Origin of the sequence: Shewanella sp. 6_MG-2023 (assembly GCF_030547195.1) — a bacterium.
GTDB lineage: Bacteria > Pseudomonadota > Gammaproteobacteria > Enterobacterales > Shewanellaceae > Shewanella.
In genome coordinates this window covers 1-18,830 of record NZ_JAUOQU010000026.1, presented here as the reverse complement: position 1 = coordinate 18,830, position 18,830 = coordinate 1, and the positions used below count along the sequence as shown (strand labels likewise).

18 protein-coding genes are annotated in these 18,830 nt (G+C 39.8%); 11 read left to right on the top strand and 7 right to left on the bottom strand.

Going from position 1 to position 18,830, the window contains the following annotated elements:
- Positions 1-10 precede the first annotated feature (10 nt).
- From ahpF to Q4533_RS14850, 3 genes are all read right to left on the bottom strand, one after another.
- Positions 11-1,618: an alkyl hydroperoxide reductase subunit F gene (ahpF, locus tag Q4533_RS14860; RefSeq protein WP_102436702.1), complete on the bottom strand. Its 1,608-nt coding sequence runs from the start codon at positions 1,616-1,618 to the stop codon at positions 11-13.
- Positions 1,619-1,780: 162 nt separating this feature from the next.
- Entirely contained in the window at positions 1,781-2,350 is a 570-nt protein-coding gene (gene ahpC / locus Q4533_RS14855; RefSeq protein ID WP_076540540.1) for an alkyl hydroperoxide reductase subunit C, read from the bottom strand.
- Positions 2,351-2,695: 345 nt separating this feature from the next.
- Complete coding sequence (locus Q4533_RS14850) at positions 2,696-3,439, bottom strand: spermidine synthase (RefSeq protein ID WP_102436700.1); 744 nt, start codon at positions 3,437-3,439, stop codon at positions 2,696-2,698.
- A 287-nt stretch (positions 3,440-3,726) separates the two neighbouring features.
- On the opposite strand from Q4533_RS14850, the gene Q4533_RS14845 reads away from it, so the two are divergent.
- Positions 3,727-4,242 carry a DUF3332 domain-containing protein gene (locus Q4533_RS14845; RefSeq protein ID WP_102436698.1) on the top strand — a complete coding sequence of 172 codons (516 nt, stop codon included), beginning with the start codon at positions 3,727-3,729 and terminating at the stop codon, positions 4,240-4,242.
- An 86-nt stretch (positions 4,243-4,328) separates the two neighbouring features.
- On the opposite strand, the gene Q4533_RS14840 is transcribed toward Q4533_RS14845, so the two are convergent.
- Both Q4533_RS14840 and Q4533_RS14835 read right to left on the bottom strand, forming a co-directional pair.
- Positions 4,329-5,066, bottom strand: coding sequence for a dienelactone hydrolase family protein (locus tag Q4533_RS14840; RefSeq protein ID WP_102436696.1), 738 nt, complete (start codon positions 5,064-5,066; stop codon positions 4,329-4,331).
- Between the two features lie 82 nt (positions 5,067-5,148).
- The gene (locus tag Q4533_RS14835; RefSeq protein WP_102475350.1) at positions 5,149-6,141 is read right to left on the bottom strand and encodes a 2-hydroxyacid dehydrogenase; all 993 of its coding nucleotides are present in this window, start codon (positions 6,139-6,141) and stop codon (positions 5,149-5,151) included.
- 180 nt (positions 6,142-6,321) lie between these two features.
- On the opposite strand from Q4533_RS14835, the gene Q4533_RS14830 reads away from it, so the two are divergent.
- From Q4533_RS14830 to asnC, 4 genes are all read left to right on the top strand, one after another.
- Entirely contained in the window at positions 6,322-6,741 is a 420-nt protein-coding gene (locus tag Q4533_RS14830; RefSeq protein WP_102436692.1) for a hypothetical protein, read from the top strand.
- Positions 6,742-6,777: 36 nt separating this feature from the next.
- Entirely contained in the window at positions 6,778-7,068 is a 291-nt protein-coding gene (locus Q4533_RS14825) for a hypothetical protein (protein ID WP_102436690.1), read from the top strand.
- Positions 7,069-7,203: 135 nt separating this feature from the next.
- Entirely contained in the window at positions 7,204-7,881 is a 678-nt protein-coding gene (gene rluA / locus Q4533_RS14820) for a bifunctional tRNA pseudouridine(32) synthase/23S rRNA pseudouridine(746) synthase RluA (RefSeq protein ID WP_102436688.1), read from the top strand.
- A 121-nt stretch (positions 7,882-8,002) separates the two neighbouring features.
- On the top strand, positions 8,003-8,464 hold the full coding sequence (gene asnC / locus Q4533_RS14815) for a transcriptional regulator AsnC (protein WP_076540553.1): 462 nt from the start codon (positions 8,003-8,005) through the stop codon (positions 8,462-8,464).
- Positions 8,465-8,533: 69 nt separating this feature from the next.
- On the opposite strand, the gene Q4533_RS14810 is transcribed toward asnC, so the two are convergent.
- On the bottom strand, positions 8,534-9,856 hold the full coding sequence (locus Q4533_RS14810) for an anaerobic C4-dicarboxylate transporter (RefSeq protein WP_102475352.1): 1,323 nt from the start codon (positions 9,854-9,856) through the stop codon (positions 8,534-8,536).
- 556 nt (positions 9,857-10,412) lie between these two features.
- Here Q4533_RS14810 and Q4533_RS14805 point away from each other — a divergent pair.
- From Q4533_RS14805 to Q4533_RS14790, 4 genes are all read left to right on the top strand, one after another.
- Complete coding sequence (locus Q4533_RS14805) at positions 10,413-10,979, top strand: outer membrane beta-barrel protein (RefSeq protein WP_303503091.1); 567 nt, start codon at positions 10,413-10,415, stop codon at positions 10,977-10,979.
- 343 nt (positions 10,980-11,322) lie between these two features.
- Positions 11,323-11,856: a heme NO-binding domain-containing protein gene (locus Q4533_RS14800; protein ID WP_303503089.1), complete on the top strand. Its 534-nt coding sequence runs from the start codon at positions 11,323-11,325 to the stop codon at positions 11,854-11,856.
- Between the two features lie 9 nt (positions 11,857-11,865).
- Positions 11,866-13,602: an ATP-binding protein gene (locus Q4533_RS14795; RefSeq protein WP_102475354.1), complete on the top strand. Its 1,737-nt coding sequence runs from the start codon at positions 11,866-11,868 to the stop codon at positions 13,600-13,602.
- Positions 13,603-13,966: 364 nt separating this feature from the next.
- Positions 13,967-15,250: a site-specific integrase gene (locus tag Q4533_RS14790; RefSeq protein ID WP_303503086.1), complete on the top strand. Its 1,284-nt coding sequence runs from the start codon at positions 13,967-13,969 to the stop codon at positions 15,248-15,250.
- A 113-nt stretch (positions 15,251-15,363) separates the two neighbouring features.
- On the opposite strand, the gene Q4533_RS14785 is transcribed toward Q4533_RS14790, so the two are convergent.
- Positions 15,364-16,725 (bottom strand): alkaline phosphatase, encoded by a 1,362-nt coding sequence (locus Q4533_RS14785; protein WP_303503084.1) that lies wholly within the window; start codon positions 16,723-16,725, stop codon positions 15,364-15,366.
- Positions 16,726-16,818: 93 nt separating this feature from the next.
- On the opposite strand from Q4533_RS14785, the gene Q4533_RS14780 reads away from it, so the two are divergent.
- Entirely contained in the window at positions 16,819-17,649 is an 831-nt protein-coding gene (locus Q4533_RS14780) for a hypothetical protein (protein WP_303503082.1), read from the top strand.
- 32 nt (positions 17,650-17,681) lie between these two features.
- A complete protein-coding gene (locus tag Q4533_RS14775; protein WP_303503080.1) occupies positions 17,682-18,758 on the top strand; it encodes a hypothetical protein in 1,077 nt (358 codons plus the stop codon).
- Positions 18,759-18,830: the final 72 nt, after the last annotated feature.

Below are 18,830 nucleotides of genomic sequence, written 5' to 3'. Positions count from 1 at the left end.
TTGCGACTAATTAAGCCGCTTCTGTCTCAGTTTTTTCAGACTCAAGCTCAACTTGCTCAGCCGCTGACATGTCAGCTTCACTGTGTCTAATCAGATAATCAAAGGCACCGAGTGAGGCAGTCGCGCCGCTACCCATGGCAATAATGATTTGTTTATAGGCTGAGTTAGTGACATCACCTGCGGCAAATACCCCTGGTATGGAAGTTTGGCCTTTGCCATCAACAATAATTTCACCACGATTAGTTAACTCTACAGTGTCTTTTAACCATTCAGTATTTGGCACTAAACCAATTTGAACGAAAATCCCTTCAAGCGCGACATTATGCGATTCGTTAGTACTGCGATCGGTATAAGTGAGCCCGGTAACGCGTTTGCCATCACCTAGCACTTCTGTGGTCATCGCTTCAGTGATGATGGTGATATTACCCATTGAGTTGGCTTTGCGCTGCAAAACTTCATCAGCGCGAAGGCTAGTATCAAACTCAAGTACAGTAACGTGCTCAACGATATTCGCTAAATCGATAGCCGCTTCAATACCAGAATTACCGCCGCCAATCACAGCGACGCGCTTACCTTTAAATAACGGCCCATCACAATGTGGGCAATAGGCTACGCCGCTGCCGCGGTATTCTTGCTCACCAGGGACGTTCATTTCACGCCAGCGCGCGCCGGTTGCTAACAATATGGTCTTACTTGATAAAATCGCGCCGCTTTCAAGTTCGATTTCAAAACGCTCACCTGATTTAAGGGATAGCGCCCGTTGGTTGTCCATGACATCAACATCGTAATCTTTCACGTGAGCTTCAAGATTGGCAACTAATTTTGGCCCTTCGGTTTTTGACACTGAGATAAAGTTTTCAATGCCGACAGTTTCTGCCACTTGACCGCCAAACTTATCAGCCACTATGCCAGTGCGCAGGCCTTTACGCGCCGCGTAAATGGCAGCAGATGCGCCTGCAGGGCCACCACCAACCACTAATACATCAAAGCTTTGTTTATTATTTAGTTGTTCTGCTTGTCGTGCTACAGCATTGACGTCTAACTTATTTAAAATTTCTACTACGCTAATGGCGCCAACAGAAAATGGCTCGCCATTCATATATACCGTCGGTACTGACATGATATTACGGTCATTAATCTCATCTTGGAATAATGCACCATCAATCATCACGTTAGTAATATTGGGGTTAATCGCTGCCATCATATTCAGTGCTTGTACCACTTCAGGACATGTCTGACAGCTTAGTGATACGTAGGTTTCAAACTTAAACTCACCGGGCAGATCTTTAATTTGCCCAATAACCTCATCGGTTAATTTAATTGGGTGGCCACCTGAGTGCAGTAGTGCCAACACTAACGAGGTAAATTCATGGCCCATAGGTAAACCAGCAAAGCTAATGTTGCTACCAAGTTCTGGGTTAATGATACTCATTGATGGGGTTCGGATCCCTTGCTGCTCTTTAAGGCTTACAAGGTTTGATAAGCCAACAATATCATTGGCTAAAGAGCTCAATTCTTTTGCTTTCGGGCTATCGTCTGCTGACACGACAAGTTCAACTGGTCGTTTAAGGTTTTGCAGATAAGTCTTCAGTTGATTTTTAATATTCGCATCTAACATACGTGTGCTCCTAGTATTGAAGTTGAGCCAAAAAAAAGCCTAATTCATAAATGCTAAACCCATTTAGCATTAACAAAGAACCAGGCAGATTGGAGTGTGATGAAACTTAGCTGAACCGTGGATGAGGCGACTCAGCTATTGGAGAGAATTAACGCCAGTGGTTTAGATTTTACCTACTAGGTCAATTGATGGTGCTAATGTGTCTTCACCTGGCTGCCATGCTGCTGGACATACTTCGCCGTCATGTGATGCAACATATTGTGCTGCTTGAATTTTACGAACTAATTCAGCTGCGCTACGGCCAATACCTAGGTCATGAATTTCAGCAACTTTGACTTCGCCTTCCGGGTTCATTACGAACGTACCACGAAGTGCTAAACCGTCTTCTTCAATCATCACACCGAAGTTGCGAGTAATTGCGCCAGTTGGGTCACCAATCATTGGGTAGTTAATTTTACCGATAGTGTCTGAACTTGAGTGCCATGCTTTATGAGTGAAGTGGGTATCTGTTGATACTGAGTAAACTTCAACACCCATTTCTTGTAACTTAGCGTAATGGTCTGCCATGTCGCCTAATTCAGTAGGACATACAAAAGTAAAATCAGCTGGATAGAAAAATACTACTGACCATTTGCCCAGTAAATCTTGTTCAGTTACTGAAACAAAGTCACCATTGTGAAAAGCAGTTGCAGAAAATGGCTTGATAGTTGAATTAATAATTGATTGAGTCATGGGTGTGCTCCGTTATATTTAAAGTAAATTCTAATTTAGTGTGTAGCTGTATCTGTTTGATGGAATAGATAATAGCGACAAGTTAGAATTAAATATAACGGGTAAAAACTATCACCCTAATCGATTTTTTAGAAAGTGAACACTAAATAAACCTTGGCAATCGAAATGCTCGATAAGCGAGCATTCGTTGGTGTAAAGGTGAGCAATGGCTATTAATTAAAGCAAAAAATAAACAATTAGCAGGATAGCCAAACTGTTGAGGCAAAAGCTGTCATTAATCGGTTGCTTGTTCGTTCGTTAGTTATTAGTACTAGCACCGCAAGTGCCACTATCATTTGCTAACAGCTATTCCCATTGAGTGAAACGTGTCAGTGAACGCCCTACTGGGTAATCAAGCTGTTGCGATAATTGCTGCAACTGCTGTTTGTTATAAGCTGAGCTAAAAGAATGTGGCTGCTTACTGGCGTAAACCACCCAATTTCCCCCTCCTGTTAAAGTGGCATAAACATTGGCAAAGTGCGCTGATAACACTTGCTTTAGCAGCTCACTTTTACTGTGCTCTTTCCAGCAGTTAAGCACTAAAAAACCTTCCGCTTTAAGGCCTTTATGACAAGTGCCAATGAACTCGCTGGTTAATTGCTTTTCATCAACCCCTTGCTCGATATACATATCAGCAAAAATAATATCCACTTTTTTGTGTTCAGCTCTGGCTAAAAATGTGCCGCCATCATCAAGTTCAATTTTAAGCTTTTTGCCAATAGGCAATTGAAAATAGCGTTTAGCAATCTCAATCACATCAGCGCGCAACTCAACTGCAGTCAGCTTAATCCCGGCATCAAAACGTCTAAGTGCATGCACCAGCCCGCCGCCACCAAGGCCAAATATGATGGCACTTTTAGGTTTGCTAAATAGCAGTACCGCTAGCATGGCCTGAACATAGGTATGCTGAGGGATATGGGGCGCCGCTTTCAGTATTTTACTCTGCTCGTCATTGTCACCAAAAGATAACACGCGAAAATCGCCATCATCTAATACATAGATGGGGCCGATATCGTCACTGACATGGTGTAACTGCTGGTACTCTGACATGGAGTTCTCATGGTTTATAGGCAGGATATTCGGCGAAATTATACCGCATAAATAGATCTTTTAAGCAGTTTTTATTGCCCCTAAAACCCCAACATTTAGCTCACCAATCGTTAAAAACAACCAAGCAATAGCAACAGTTAGCCAACCTGCACACAGTAAACAAACTAGTTCAACATTTCAGATACTTAGCCATAAATAACCCAACACACTGACGTGACAGCCATCACATACCCCAAGGGAGAAATGCCTATAATCCGCAGCTGATAAAAAAATAAGAGATTGATGAAATGAAAAAGAAGTTTTTAGCAACTGCTGCAATGATCGTAACTTGTAGCCAACTATCTGGCTGTATGGGACAAATGGCCACAAGCCAAATGGTCACTAAGTTAAATTTAGATACTGTCGACAACCGTTATGGTCGTGCGGGTTTATTCGCATTATTGTCGCCAGTTTATGGTTTAGCAGCTACAGCTGATCTTTTTGTATTTAACAGCATTGAGTTCTGGACCGGGACTAACCCATTAACAGATAAAGAAGCGGTAGTTGATTTACCAACTGATGCTATTTTTAAAATGAATAAGCACGTTAGCGACGACTTTAAAACGGCGCCAGTTAAACTATCAAGTGCACAAATTAGTCAACAGGATGAGCGCACTCTGGTGATGACCTTGGCTTATGAAGATGGCTCTAAGCAAGAGTTGATTGGCAGTAAAGGCGAAGAGCATATCGATTTTTATCTTGATGACATGCTAGTGGCTCAAGTAAGCCTTGCTGAATTAGCGCAATATCAACAAGCGGCTTAAGCCATAATTCATTTGCGATTATGTCGTGAATTAATAAGCCCTGAGTATCACTCAGGGCTTATTTTTTTACTGATCCTAACAAGGTTTTACTTTAAGGTGCGCTGAAAAAAGCTCACCGCTTGCAAATACATTTGCAGTGCTAATGCCGCATCATAACGCTCGCCTTCATCACGCATAAAGGCATGCTGAGCATTCACCTCTAACCAGCTAAAGTTGGTATCAAGCTGCTCTAACTTTTGATAAATGGCTTTTCGGCCTGCTTTAGATACATGAGGATCTTGCTTGCCAAAGACTAATACCAGCTCACCATTAATATCACCACAGCGAGTTAATGAATCGTTCTCTGGCTCACAGGGCAAGGTATTTGAATGGATATCTGTGGGATATAAGCAAAAAGCACCGCTGATATCGGGGTTTAACGCTGCACGAAAAGCCAAATGGCCACCTATGCACACGCCCATCGCGCCCACTTTACAGCTGCAATATGCTTGGCTACGGGCAAAGTCGATAATCGCCTGAGTATCGCTATCATGTTGCTCTAAGGGCTTAGCAAATTTATCAGCATTGCCCTTATCTTTACCCACATCGTCATACTCAAGCACAGTGCCTAGCGGATTCAGCTCATGAAACACTTCTGGCACTAACACCACAAAACCATGTCCGGCTAAGATGGCTGCACTTCTGGCAATAGGCGCAGTTTGTTGAAAAATCTCAGAGTAGAATATGATACTGGCAAATTGCCCAGGGGCATCTGGGCGATATACATAAGTCCGCATATCACCTGTTGGGGTTTCAATATCGTGGACTTCTTTGGTAATGATCATATTGCTGATTCCTTGTTAAGTAACCTAAGCTTGGGTTAAGTCGATTTTTCTCAATCCTTTACAAACTCGAGCGACAACGGCACTAGTTGGTGAGTTCATTTACGCAGCGCTGACCATCAAGCAAGTCGGTGACATTTTGCAAGGTCGTTTGGGCAATCGCATTAAGCGCTTCAACGGTTAAGAACGCCTGATGTCCGGTAAAAATAACATTATGGCAAGCAGAAAGCCTTCTAAAGACATCATCTTGAATAATTTCATTAGAGTTATCTTGGAAAAACAGCTCTTTTTCATTTTCATAAACATCTAACGCCAATGAACCAATTTTACCGGTTTTTAACGCTTCCATGGCATCAATGGCATTGAGCAAGCCACCACGACTGGTATTAACCACCATCACCCCAGGCTTCATTTTTTCAAATGTCTTAGCAGATAACAGGTGATGATTTTCAGGTGTTAATGGACAATGTAAACTAATTACATCACATTGAGGATAGAGTGCTTCTAAGTCAATATACTCAACGCCTAATGCCTCAACTGCAGGATTAGGGTACGGATCGTAAGCCACCACTTTACAGCCAAAGCCTTGCAATATTTTGATGGTAGCAAGACCAATTTTACCGGTGCCAATCACTCCAACGGTCTTACCTTGCATATTAAAGCCCACCAGGCCAGTTAAGGCAAAATTCGCGTCTCTAGTACGTTGGTAAGCTTTATGAATTTTACGGTTTAGGGTTAACATTAAGGCAATGGTATGTTCAGCCACAGACTCTGGCGAATAGGCAGGCACATTAACCACTGTGATACCTAAGCGCTTAGCGGCATCTAAATCAACATTATTAAAGCCTGCACAGCGCATGGCGATAATCTTAGTACCGCCATTGGCAAGCTCAACCAATACCTCTTCACATAGGGAGTCATTGACAAAAGCACAAACCACTTCAAAACCATCAGCCAGTTTTACTGTTTGCATACAAAGTCGATAATCGAAATATTCAATCTCTGCGTTAAAGCCTGTATTCATGGCATCAAAATGCTGAATATCGTAGTGCTTAGCACTAAAGAACCCGATTCTCATCCTTAACTCCTGTGTTGTTTATTTGGCTCATTAAAAATGGATTGCCCGACTTTACCTATGTCAGTGCAATTGAGCGTTTGGTTAAAGCATAACAATAATTGAGTTTTTGCTACAGATCGCTGAACATTTTAGATCTTCTTGTTAAGCTGAGACATTACTCACAGGAATATGTGTATAGACATGTCAAAAAAGCAGCAGCAAGCAGTTTCAGAAGTTCAGTTTTGGATTCAACGTCTAGGAAAAACCAGCCTGAGAGCATTACATATTGTTGGTGTAGTCGGCGCTGGCGGTGGCATTCTTCTTGGCTTAGAGCAACCACTTTGGCTCAATTACTGGATCTTAGCCATGGTCAGTGGACTTGCATTATTGTCATGGGAAGTCATCAGAGATTGGCGCTGGCTTATCCAGCTAAAAGGAGTACTGACTATTTTTAAAGTACTGCTATTACTGCTGTTTATCCCTATGGCCAACTGGAAACCTGAAATTACTATTTTTATCATCCTATTATCTGTCATCGTATCCCATGGCCCTGCGGGTTTAAGACATTATTCAGTGGTTCATAGAAAAGTAATACATGGCAAAAAGGAAATAAAAGGTTAACCTAGGGTTACAGCATGTCAAACTTAAGGTTAACAAATGTTCCCTTACCCAGAACAATATCGATTAGCAACACCGCCTTTAACCACAAGTTTTATGGTTTTTTGGGCTTTACTCAGCCACAGTATTTTTGCTGATGCGAGCCCATTTGCACTCTACCCTTTAATGGCGTTATTTCCGCTAGTGGTGTTCAGTCATGTGTTTTTAATTTGGAACGCCCAAGGGTTATCGCGCTTAGATCAAGGTTTTTATGCCTTAGTCCATATTCCGCTAGCCTTTGTGGTGTGGACATTCACCATCATGCACGTTAACGGCAATGCATTTTCATAAAAGCTTTTTAATAAACCATTAGTTCAAGTTTTGTATAAAAGCTATAACCCTCTTAAATAGGCTCAGATGACTTGCACTCACGCCAAGGGATAGGTATCTTTGCCGCGCATTCTCTATTAAGGCTAGGCGCAACACATGGCAGACTTTATCTATACTCCCCCAACCGATCCTTGGTTAGATATTATTCATGAAGATAAAGATATTATCGTTTTGAATAAGCCATCTGGATTGCTGTCTATTCCTGGCCGCCAAGCCCAATATCATGACAGCATCTATAGCCGAGTGCTTGAACGCTTTCCTAATTCACACATTGTCCATCGACTTGATATGGCTACCTCAGGGGTCATTGTAGTGGCGTTAAGGCGTAACGCTGAGCGTGAACTGAAACGGCAATTTCGCGATCGTGAAACCGCCAAAACATACTATGCCAGAGTCGCAGGCCATGTCAGTCCGGCCGTTAAGCAAGTTGATTATCCCTTAATTTGTGACTGGCCTAATAGACCAAAACAGAAAGTCGACCACCTTGTGGGGAAACCGTCTTTAACCCATGTTGAAGTGGTAAGCTATGGGAAAAAATCAACACTGGTTAAGCTAACGCCTATTACAGGGCGGTCCCATCAACTTAGAGTACATATGATGGCAATTGGCCACCCAATTTTAGGTGATGGCTTTTATGCTGATCCTTGGGCCAAAAGTCTATCAAACAGGCTGTTATTGCACGCAGCTGAATTAACCATAAAGCATCCTTACCATCAAACGCCATTAACCTTTAATGCTGAAGTGCCGTTTATAACGCCCTTAGATACACAATAATATCAGTCACAATTGACGATAAGTGCTTAGTAAAAAACTAATCATGAGAACTTTTTGATAGCCAATTATCACATTTATCCGTAAATTAATGTCTAATTATAATTTAATTAGGCATTTTACTATGGAAACTCCATTTCAGCGTGACCAGCTAGATAACCAAATCCTAGAAGCATTAATGCAAGAGGCCAGAACCCCATTTGCAGAGCTGGCAAAGCGTTTTGCAGTAAGTGCCGGCACCATTCATGTACGAGTGGAAAAAATGAAGCAAGCCGGCATTATCACTGGCGCGCGCATTACAGTAGACCCCAAAGCTCTAGGTTATGACGTTTGCTGTTTTATTGGGATTAACTTAAAAAGTGCCGGCGATTACCCTGCCGCGATCTCCAAACTCAATGCCCTTGAAGAAGTGGTAGAAGCCTATTACACCACGGGTAATTACAGTGTTTTTGTCAAAGTGATGTGCCAATCAATCGATGGCTTACAGCACGTGTTAATTAACCGCATTCAATCAATCGATGAAATTCAATCGACAGAAACCTTGATAAGCCTGCAAAATCCTATCGTTCGCGGTGTTAAGCCTTAAGCACTGAATTGTCGATACAAAAATGCCCAGCAATTGCTGGGCATTTTTGTCAGTTAATCTGGCGATAGACTAATGGTTTATCACCACTGTTGATAGGAAGTAGCCTAATACTGTTGCGGTACTCACCCCAATAAATCCAGGCACAATAAAGCTGTGATTTAGGACGTACTTACCAATATTAGTGGTACCAGAGCGGTCAAAACTGATTGCCGCTAAATCACTTGGATAAAACGGGAAAAAGAAATAAGCATAACAGGCTGGAATAACCCCAATCAGCACAGGGGCAGGAATGCCTAATGCAAAGCCCAGCGGAAACATAATGGTTAGCACGGCTGCCTGACTTTTTAAGAATATTGATGCCATAAACATCGCAATGGCAAACGACCAAGGGTAAGCACTAACTAAATCACTCAATGAGCTCACTAAGTAACTCTTATGATGGCCAATAATGGTGTCACTTAACCATGCGATACCAAAGATAATCACTACCGCCGTCATACCGGCTGTAAACACATTGCTGCTAACGATTTTTTGCGGCGAGACTTTTGTTGCCAGTAAAATAATGGCGCCAACGGATAGCATCATAAACTGAATGGCTACCGACATTTTTACGCCTTCAGGCAGTAATTCTTTGCTGAACATTGCCAACATGATCACAGATAAAATACCGCCTAAAAACAGCATTAAGCCTCTTTTCGCTATGGTATCGGTATGGGCTTGATCATCCGTTTCAATTTCTGGGTCAATTAAGTTGTTTTTAAACTCGTCATCTTTTAAACGCGCTTGAAAGTCTTCATCTTTATCAAGATCTTTGCCGCGATTTAAGCTCCAAGCACAACCTGCTAATACGCCCACTAAAGTCGCCGGGATAGTGACAGATAAAACATTGATTAAGCTAATATCAAGATGATTATCCATTGCCGTTGCCATAACCACTGCGGCGGCTGCGGCAATTGGGCTGGCTGTAATGCCCATTTGTGATGCCACGGTAGCCATTGCTAAAGGACGCTCAGGGCGGATACCTTTTTTATAGGCCACGTCATAAATAACCGGTAATAATGGATAAACCGAATGACCCGTACCCACTAACACAGTTAATGAATAAGTACATAATGGCCCTAAAAAGGTAATTTGATTGGGGTGTTTTCTTAATAGTTTTTCAGCATACTTAACCAATAATTTCAGGCCACCAGTTGCTTCTAACGTCGCTGATGCCGCGACAACCGCTAAAATAATTAACATCACGCTGACAGGCGGTGAACCGGGGGCGACTCCGAAAGCAAACGCTAATACGGAAACCCCTAAGCCTCCTAATAACCCAAATGCGACCCCGCCATGACGGATCCCCACAAAGATCACTGCAAGCAATAACAACATGTGAACATAAAACATTAGCCAATCTCCTTAGCAAAACCCTATCGTTTTCGAACCTGACTTGGGACAACTAAGCCATTAGCTAACTCAACAACAGCGTTAATTATCGACAAAATCATATCGATACAATTTCAAAATATGTTTCAATTATCTGAATTTATGGCTTAAATTTTAGTTATCTTTCTTACTTAGCCACATACAAGGTTATACATGAAAAATCATCCTCAAAAGTGGGCTAAAAAACAATAAAGTGACAAAGCTCATACAATCCCATAACTATCTTTCATATTTGTGATCTACCAATAATTAAGTCATATGTGATATGGCACCTCGATTCAAAAATTAATTCGATTGCAGTTTCCCAGAGCCTATTTAAGCCAAAACATTGCCAGCAAAAAACCAGTGATAAAACCAGTTCTACCCTGGTAAAAAATACATAACTCTTCTAAGCGATATGAAAATAGCAACGATTTTATTCAGTAACGATTCAGCTAGCTCGCACTATGGTGACCTCAACAGCAAAAAAACACTGTGAGAAATTATTAATAGTGATTATTTACACTTGGAGTAAAAAATGAAAACGAAGCATCTTGTTCTAGCGGGTTTAATCTCATCGGTAATGTCAGTTCCTGCTATGGCATCAGATTGGTTTGTGGGTGGCGCAGCAGGTTATCAGCAAGATACCTATAAAATGAAATCTAGTGCAGAAAGTAATCAGAGAAATATAGAAGAAGATATAAGCTACCAATTTAGAGTGGGTAACTACCTCAATGATAACAACCGTATATACGCCACCTACGGCTATAACTCTGATGATATAGCAAGACAACAAACCTTTTTATTATCATATGATTACCTTGTTAGCTTAGGTGACAGTAATAAAATGAACTGGTTTGTTGGTGCAACTGCAGGTATGACGCATAGCGGGATTAAAGACAGTGGCTTTGACTCTAAAAATACCTTTGTATGGGGCGGTCAAGCAGGTTTGATGTATAACATTAATAACAGCTGGTCTACTGAAGTGGGTTACCGCTATTTAAAACAAGATTATGATGTAAACGCATCTAACGGGGCGAATAGTGCCAGCTACTCATTAAATGATACACAGCAAGTGTATTTGGCTATTGATTATAAGTTCTAAGCTTAACGCCAATTTAAAGTCTCTATAGCCGATGAAACAAATAAGGATGCCTTGGCATCCTTTTTCATTAGCTGAAAATAAGAACACTATTATTCAACTTTATTTACGCGATCGCATCCATTCCACATAGGTCACGATTGAAAGGATTAAAGACTCAGAGCTTGTCTGAGCAATCACCCCAATAATAACTAACCTTGCTAAGTTTCATCGCTGACGAAATCAGTTCGCCCGAGTATCAGAATAGTTTTACAACATTCCTGTTTATCTAAAAAACTGCGATTAACTGCAGAGTAATGTCATTTTATGCCTATACTCAATACAAAGACATTAATTAAGGATGATTATGAAGGGTATTATTTTTTCTGAGTTTTTAGAACTTGTTGAAAGCACATTTGGTTTAGAAGTATGCCAAAAAATACTTGATGAAAATGCAGATGAAGGAGTGTATACCTCCGCTGGCACCTACGATCATAAGGATTTAGTAAAACTGATTATCTCTTTGAGTAAAATAACAGGTATCAGTATTGAAGAATTACAGGCTGTATATGGTAAATCAGTATTCACTAATTTACTAGACAGTATGCCAGAGCTTAAAATTAACTCGAGCTCGACTTTTCAATTTATTACCCAAGTCGAAGAATATATTCATCTTGAAGTTAAAAAGCTTTACGGCGATGCAAAGCCACCCAAGTTTGACCTTATTTCAAGCAGTGAATATGACATGGTGTTAGATTATATTTCTGCCCGTTGTTTTTCTCATGTTTGTTTTGGCCTCATTGAAGGCTGCGCTGAATATTATAATGAAAAAATTGATATCCAAATGAAACCGATTCAAGCGGACGGTTCTCAGGTTCGCTTTACATTGACCAAAGTTTAGGCTTTATAAATGGATAGTGAAAAAACAATAGAACTGCTTAAGAAAAAGATTCAACGAGAAACTAAAATTCGCAAAGCAGCTGAATCGCTATTGGAAGAAAAAAGTACCGAACTGTATTTCGCAAAATTACTTGTGGAAGACTCTTTAGTTGTTGCAAAAAAACAAGCTGAACAAGATGAACAACTGCTGATCTTCATCAATAAATTAGAATCCACCCTGTCACATTATAACTCGCAGTTATTACAAGTCCCTCCCAGTGAGCAGGTGATCCAACAATTACTTGAAGATCTGATGGATACTGCCAGTATTAAAGCAATCCGGCTGTCTTCCAGCTTGGATATATTAGAAAATGAACACTTACAATCCGGTGAAGCAACCACCTTTGATGAGTTTCCAACCCCGAAAAATAACTTCCAATGGAATCAAGATAAAACCGAGCTAGTAGTATATCTGCAATTTGGACCTAAAAAAGTGGGCCGATTACATTTTATTTTCCGTACCAGCCCTCAAGAAAGCTGGCATCGCGTGATTGAAAAACAGTACTGTTTAATTGCCGATATGATAAGTGCCTCTTTTCAGCGCCAATTATTACTTAACAAAACCATTAAGGAAAAAATAAGAGCGGAACACTCTGAAAAGTCGACCCGTGACTTTGTGGCAATGATTAACCATGAATTAAGAACCCCCTTAAATGGCTTACTTGGGGCAGCGGAGCTCATGGAGGACACCTCCATTACCAGCTACCAAAAAAAATTACTCATGAGCGTACATCAAGCGGGAGAAATGCTTCGAGTTATTATTAATGACTTACTTGATATCAGCAAAATGAACGCTGGTATGCTTGAGTTGAAATTAGCCACTTTCAGCCCGCAAACCCTAATTGATACCATAGAACAAATTTTTACTGAGAAAATCAAAGCCAAGGGACTGACATTCAGTTGCGAAAATGACCAATCAATACCTACCACCCTGCTTGGGGATGCAGACAGGATTAAACAAATCCTAATTAACCTAATCGGCAATTCAGTTAAATTTACCAATCAAGGATCGATTCATCTACACACATCATGGCAAGACACGTCATTGATTTTTATTATCTCTGACACTGGCTGCGGCATCCCCCAAAATAAGCAAGCAAGCTTATTTGAGCCCTTCACCCAAGTCGATAACTCTAGCCAAAGAAAGTTTGAAGGAACAGGTTTAGGGCTATCCATTTGTAAGCAGTTGATTGAATTGATGAATGGTGAGGTCAGCTTCGTCAGTACCCTTGATAAAGGGACAGAGTTTACCGTTAAGCTTCCCCTTGAACTTGCCGTAGAAAATAACCAAAGTGTTATTGAGGTAAACAGGAATACTCACAGTATCAATCATCTACGCATTTTAGCCGTAGAAGACATCAAGACCAATCAAGTTATTTTAGGGATGATGCTAGATAAATTTAGCATTAACTATCAGTTCGCTGATAATGGAGAACTAGCCCTTGAAGTCTTAAAAAATAATGAATTTGATATCATTTTAATGGATTGCCGTATGCCCATTTTAGATGGATTTCAAACAACAAAGTACTTACGTAAACAGGGTTATACTAAACCGATAATTGCACTAACGGCTGGCACAACATCCACTGAAGTCGCTGAGTGCGTTGAATCAGGCATGAATGACATTTTACACAAACCTTATAAACTTAAAGAGTTGGAGGCCGCGTTAAAAAAATGGAGCTATGGGCTACAACACTATGATATTTAGCTTTCGAAGCTAGCGCTTTAGCGGGTAATTGTGTCTCATACAACAAAGCAATGAACGCAATGAATGCCATGAACGAAATGAATGAAATGAACGAAATGAACGAAATGAACGAAATCAACACAATTACTATTAGGAAATTAAACCTGGCTTGGTAAATTTCAAGCACAAAAAAACCGACTTACGTCGGTTTTATCCTCAAAGAGGAGATGGTACCAGCGGTCGGACTCGAACCGACACGTCTTTCGACAGGGGATTTTGAAAAGAACACCTCTAAAAATACTCAATAATATCAATAGATAAAAACAACACAAAACACCTTTGCAAATTCTTTGCAAGCACAAGCATTTCTCATTATGATGGAACTATGAGCAAACAAATCGAACGTCACAACATCTCAGACAAGCTTTATGTCTACCTTCAGAGTAACAGTAAATACTGGTACTGCCGCTTCGTGCTGTACGGAAAATGGTACGCCAAGGCCACCAGGAAAACAGACCTGAATGAGGCTATAGCGATGGCACATCGTATCTTCATGGATTATGAGATACGAGCTGAGACCAATACCTTAATCGACAGTAAGCGGTTTAAGGATGTGGCAGAGAAAGCCATTGACCAGATGCAGAGTGAGTTGCTACATGGCGGTGGCAAGGTCATCTACAAAGATTACATAGGTGCCCTGCGTAAATACCATATCCCCTACTTTGATCGAACCTTCATTACTTCTATTGACCAAGAGATGGTCCGCGAGTTTGATAAGTGGCGGATTGAAGAGTTCAAACGCATACCAGCTAAATCCACAATCCAAACTCATAACGCAGCTCTGCAGATGGTCTTCAAAGAAGCAGTGGTTAGAAAGTGGATGCTTCCTATGCAAGTCCCGGTACTCAATAGCGACGGCTTAACCAGCCAACGCCGCGCCTCTTTTTCCAAGAAGGAGTACGAGCAAACTTATGATGCAATCATCAAGCTAGAAGAGAATAGCCGCAAAGAGAAAACGCGCCAGATCAGAGAACTGCTTTTAGATTACATGGAGTTTGCTGTTCACACAGGCATTAGACCCGGCACAGAGATGGAGAGTATTACTTGGGGTGATATTCACATGGAGACCGATGATCACAATGTCGTCTTCTATGTCACGATTACCAAGGGTAAAACAACCAAACATACTGGCACTAGAGAGATAGTCTGCCGCGATGAGATCTTCTCGTGCATTGCAGAGCTACGTGAACGATTCCCCAACCGCAAACCTTCTGATAAATTATTTAGGCTTGCCGATGGCTCAACAACTAAAGAGCTTGGTAAGGCATTTGACAAAGCACTCCTCGAAATAGGTTTGAAGCAATCAGCACACGGTGTCAGAACACTTTATTCATTGCGCCATACCTATATCACTTGGCAGTTGATGTCTGGTGAGGTAAGCATGGAGATACTGGCCAAACAGTGTGGTACAAGTGTTCAGATGATTGAACAGCATTACAGCCATGTCGTACCCAAAATGTTCACTCGTGAACTGTCTGGTGTAGAAGTCAGAAAATCTAAACCGAAGAAGAAAACAGTCTCGCCAACAGCTTTAGCGAAAAAACAGGCAAGACTAACAAAAGAATTTAAAGAGTGGGCTATTGACTTTAAAAAGAGAGGCTGTATTTAGTATTGAAAGAAAACTCTTAAATACTAAATACAGCCTCAAAAATGTGCAATATAAAAGGTAAATGAGTCGATATTACACATAGTAAAATCAACATATGAATAGTACAAATGAGATCAAGAGTTCTCAAAAATAATTTCTTTATTCTGTATTAATTTTCCTTTCCTACTTTTTATTTCAATTTCCAATTTGTTTGGGCTGGCTGATATTTTTGCATAATTCTCATCATTAAAAATGTCCATAAGCTTATTGATATATATATGCTCATGCCCACATAGCTGCCCACTCATCTGAAAAGTATCATTATTAGGGTGTGGGTAAGGCCAAAAGAAAGGGCTGCTGACTATGGATGTAACTTTGAATTCTGGATTATCACTTCGAGTTAACTCGGCCGCCATCGATGCATGAACATCACCACTCAGGAAAACAACTTTGTTAATATTTTTATCACTAATGAAGTCTAGAATAATATTTCTTTGCTCTTGGTATCCACTCCACTTATCATTGTTTACTTTTGAATAATCAGGGAAAAATGGAACTGAAGTTGCAATAAACTTATATCGACCAGAACCATCATCAAGCCAGTCAAGAAGTTCATTTAGTTGCTTATCATTAATTATTTTGTTATCTATTCGCTGTGTTCTAACATCCATAACAAAAAAATCACAACACCCATTAGTCATTTTATACCAGTAATTATTACCAACATTTTTTATTTTATTTTTGTTCTCGTTCAATGTAGCGGCTGGACTATGGCTCATTTGATAGATTTTATATGCATGCATTGCCGCAGGATATTTTTTCAACCAATCTTTTTTAGAAGTGTTCGAAGGCCAATTATCTTCAATTTCATGGTCATCTAAAGTCATATAGGTTGCCGTAGAGCTGACTAATTTTGAAAAGTTTGGTTGACTAAAAACATCCCTGTATCGCTTGAGGTACTCATCAACAGTGTCATCTGCACCAAAGATATTTAAATCATCTGCATATATTTGGTCACCAAGCATTAAAACTTGATCTAAACCTTCTTTAACCATACTACCAAAAACCTTATCTCCCCTAGAATCAAAAATTGAACCCATAAATAATTTGAGTAAATATCGGCATGAACCAAATGCAAAAGTGACAGTACTGACGTTGTCATCACTTGGAGTTTTAAAATTATGTATCTCAACTTTATCCCACTGTAAATCTTCGGGGTCAATGCTCACCCCTTCAGAAGATAGAATATAACCACTTTGGTATTCATACCTTGTTGCTGGTTGTAGTGCACTATTCACACAAACACTAGAATAGTCGAAATGAGGTTGCTGATAGCGAATAATAGGAGCAGACCAGCTAGTAGTATTCGCTTCTTTAAATCGATAAACACCAAAACTTGACTTTTTCTTGCTTGATTTACCACGTCCAAAAATATGGGCAGAGTCTTTCGTAACACTTCCTAAAATAGGCCCAACCTTAAAATTACTTATTTTCATGAAAATCCCTTTATTAGCCATACATTATATGCATAATAAGTAAGCGCTCAATAAATAACCACTATTATTTTCATACTTTTCAAGGATAAGTACATGAGAAAGAAACTCGTTATCGCAATTATTCATGGTATTGGTGATCAGAAAGTAAACTTTGCGAGTGACTTTATTGAGAAAATAAAGAAGCAGTTGGCAAAGCTTAGCCTTGATAGTGGCGATGTGATTTTTTTTCCAATTTATTGGGCTGATATAGTAGAGCCTAGGCAAAAAGCTTACCTGAACGCTGCAATCTCACAAGGAAGCTTAGATTACCGCTTTATTCGTAGATTTGTCATTTCAGCACTTGGTGACGCAGGCGCTTATCAGAAAGTTAATTCTAGCAATAACTCCACATATGTTGATATCCACCAGAGAATAAGCACTCAATTCGAATCGTTAAAAGAAAATGGAGTAACTGATAACACTCCTTTAATGATTATTGCTCACTCACTAGGAGGGCATATTATGTCCAACTACATCTGGGATCTTCAGCATATTAACAAGATGGGTAGTAATAATTTTGAGAATATGAAAACCCTGTGTGGTATTGTAACTTTTGGTTGTAACATCCCATTATTTACTTTTTCCTACCCTCAGTTACAACCTATAACATTTCCTGCACTTGAAATTAGCGATGAATTGAAAAGTAAATCGAAATGGTTAAATTTTTACGACCCTGATGATGTACTAGGTTACCCACTTAAGCCATTAGGAGATAAATACAGCGATGTAGTATCGGAAGATATAGTTATCAATGTAGGTGGACTTTTAACCTCGTGGAATCCGTTATCTCACAATGCTTACTGGAAGGACGATGACTTTATAAATCCTGTATCAATATTTATTGGTTCGTTTCTATATTCTGACAACAGTAGTATTACTCCATAGATTACGCCCCCCAAAAAACTCAAGGAAGAAGCATGTCAAATAGAAGCATTGAACCTGAAAAAAAGGAAAATACTCTTAATATCAGGCCAGTAACACTCTTTAAAATGAGCGTTATCGTTATTGTTATATACACTATGTACTATATTTATACAGTATCAGGGTTTAGCTTTATTAAGGGAGTTGAAAACTCATTTAAAAAAAACAACTCCGTGACAATTGCTTCAACTCTAGACTCGCCTATAACAGAGATGTTAGATACACTCCCAAAAGATATTCTTTCAACTTGTAGCACACCATTGACAGTTGACACATATACAGTTGATATAATAGAAGAAAGTAACAAAGATACTAATGGTGAAGTTGAACGAATAGCTGTAACTGGTTCAAGTATTTCTAGATCAAGTTTAGAGTTGCCACCTGAAACAAATGTAACCAAAGCCCTGTTGGATGTAACATCAAAAGTATTAGACAAAGAGGCAGCTGAATTCATAGGAGAATATGGAGCAAAGGTGGCAATTGATGGTTTGTATAGCTTACGTAAAATACCACACACTAACAATAAAAAGTGGCAGCTAATACTGAGTCATAACTGCATAAGAGTAACTCGGTTGTTCAATGAGGTAGATAACATTGAGCTAGGATCTGATATTATATTCCAAATACAGCTGTCTAAAACAAGATCACACTTTAGGTTAAGCCCTATATATATAAATATTAAAAACTCATATGCAAAATCCCTTACTCAATCTGTATCTTTAAGCGGATTAACTACAATGCAATGGGTATCTACATTAGATTATTTTGACCACGAACCCGTTTTAACTGAAAATCATGACGAATTTACATTTGAAAATCTAATTTTAGGTCAAAAGACATTCTTAAATAAAACCCCACCCAATAAAATATCCATGAGTTACTTGCACAGCGTAAAATTGGATAAAGCTTCTACTTGGTTTCCTGCTCCAGGCTATAATCATGATGATATAAAAGAATGCATAAAAAATAGTCTAGAGTGTGACTTTCTCACAGCTAACTTAACATTTAACCTGACAGAGAAAGGAAGTGGTACTAATAAAATATCCGATGTGATATCACTAATGACAAAATGAGACTGTAACTAATTTTGTGTAACTGCTTATCAACACGTACTCTATAGAGAGTCAAGGATAGGCAGATACTCA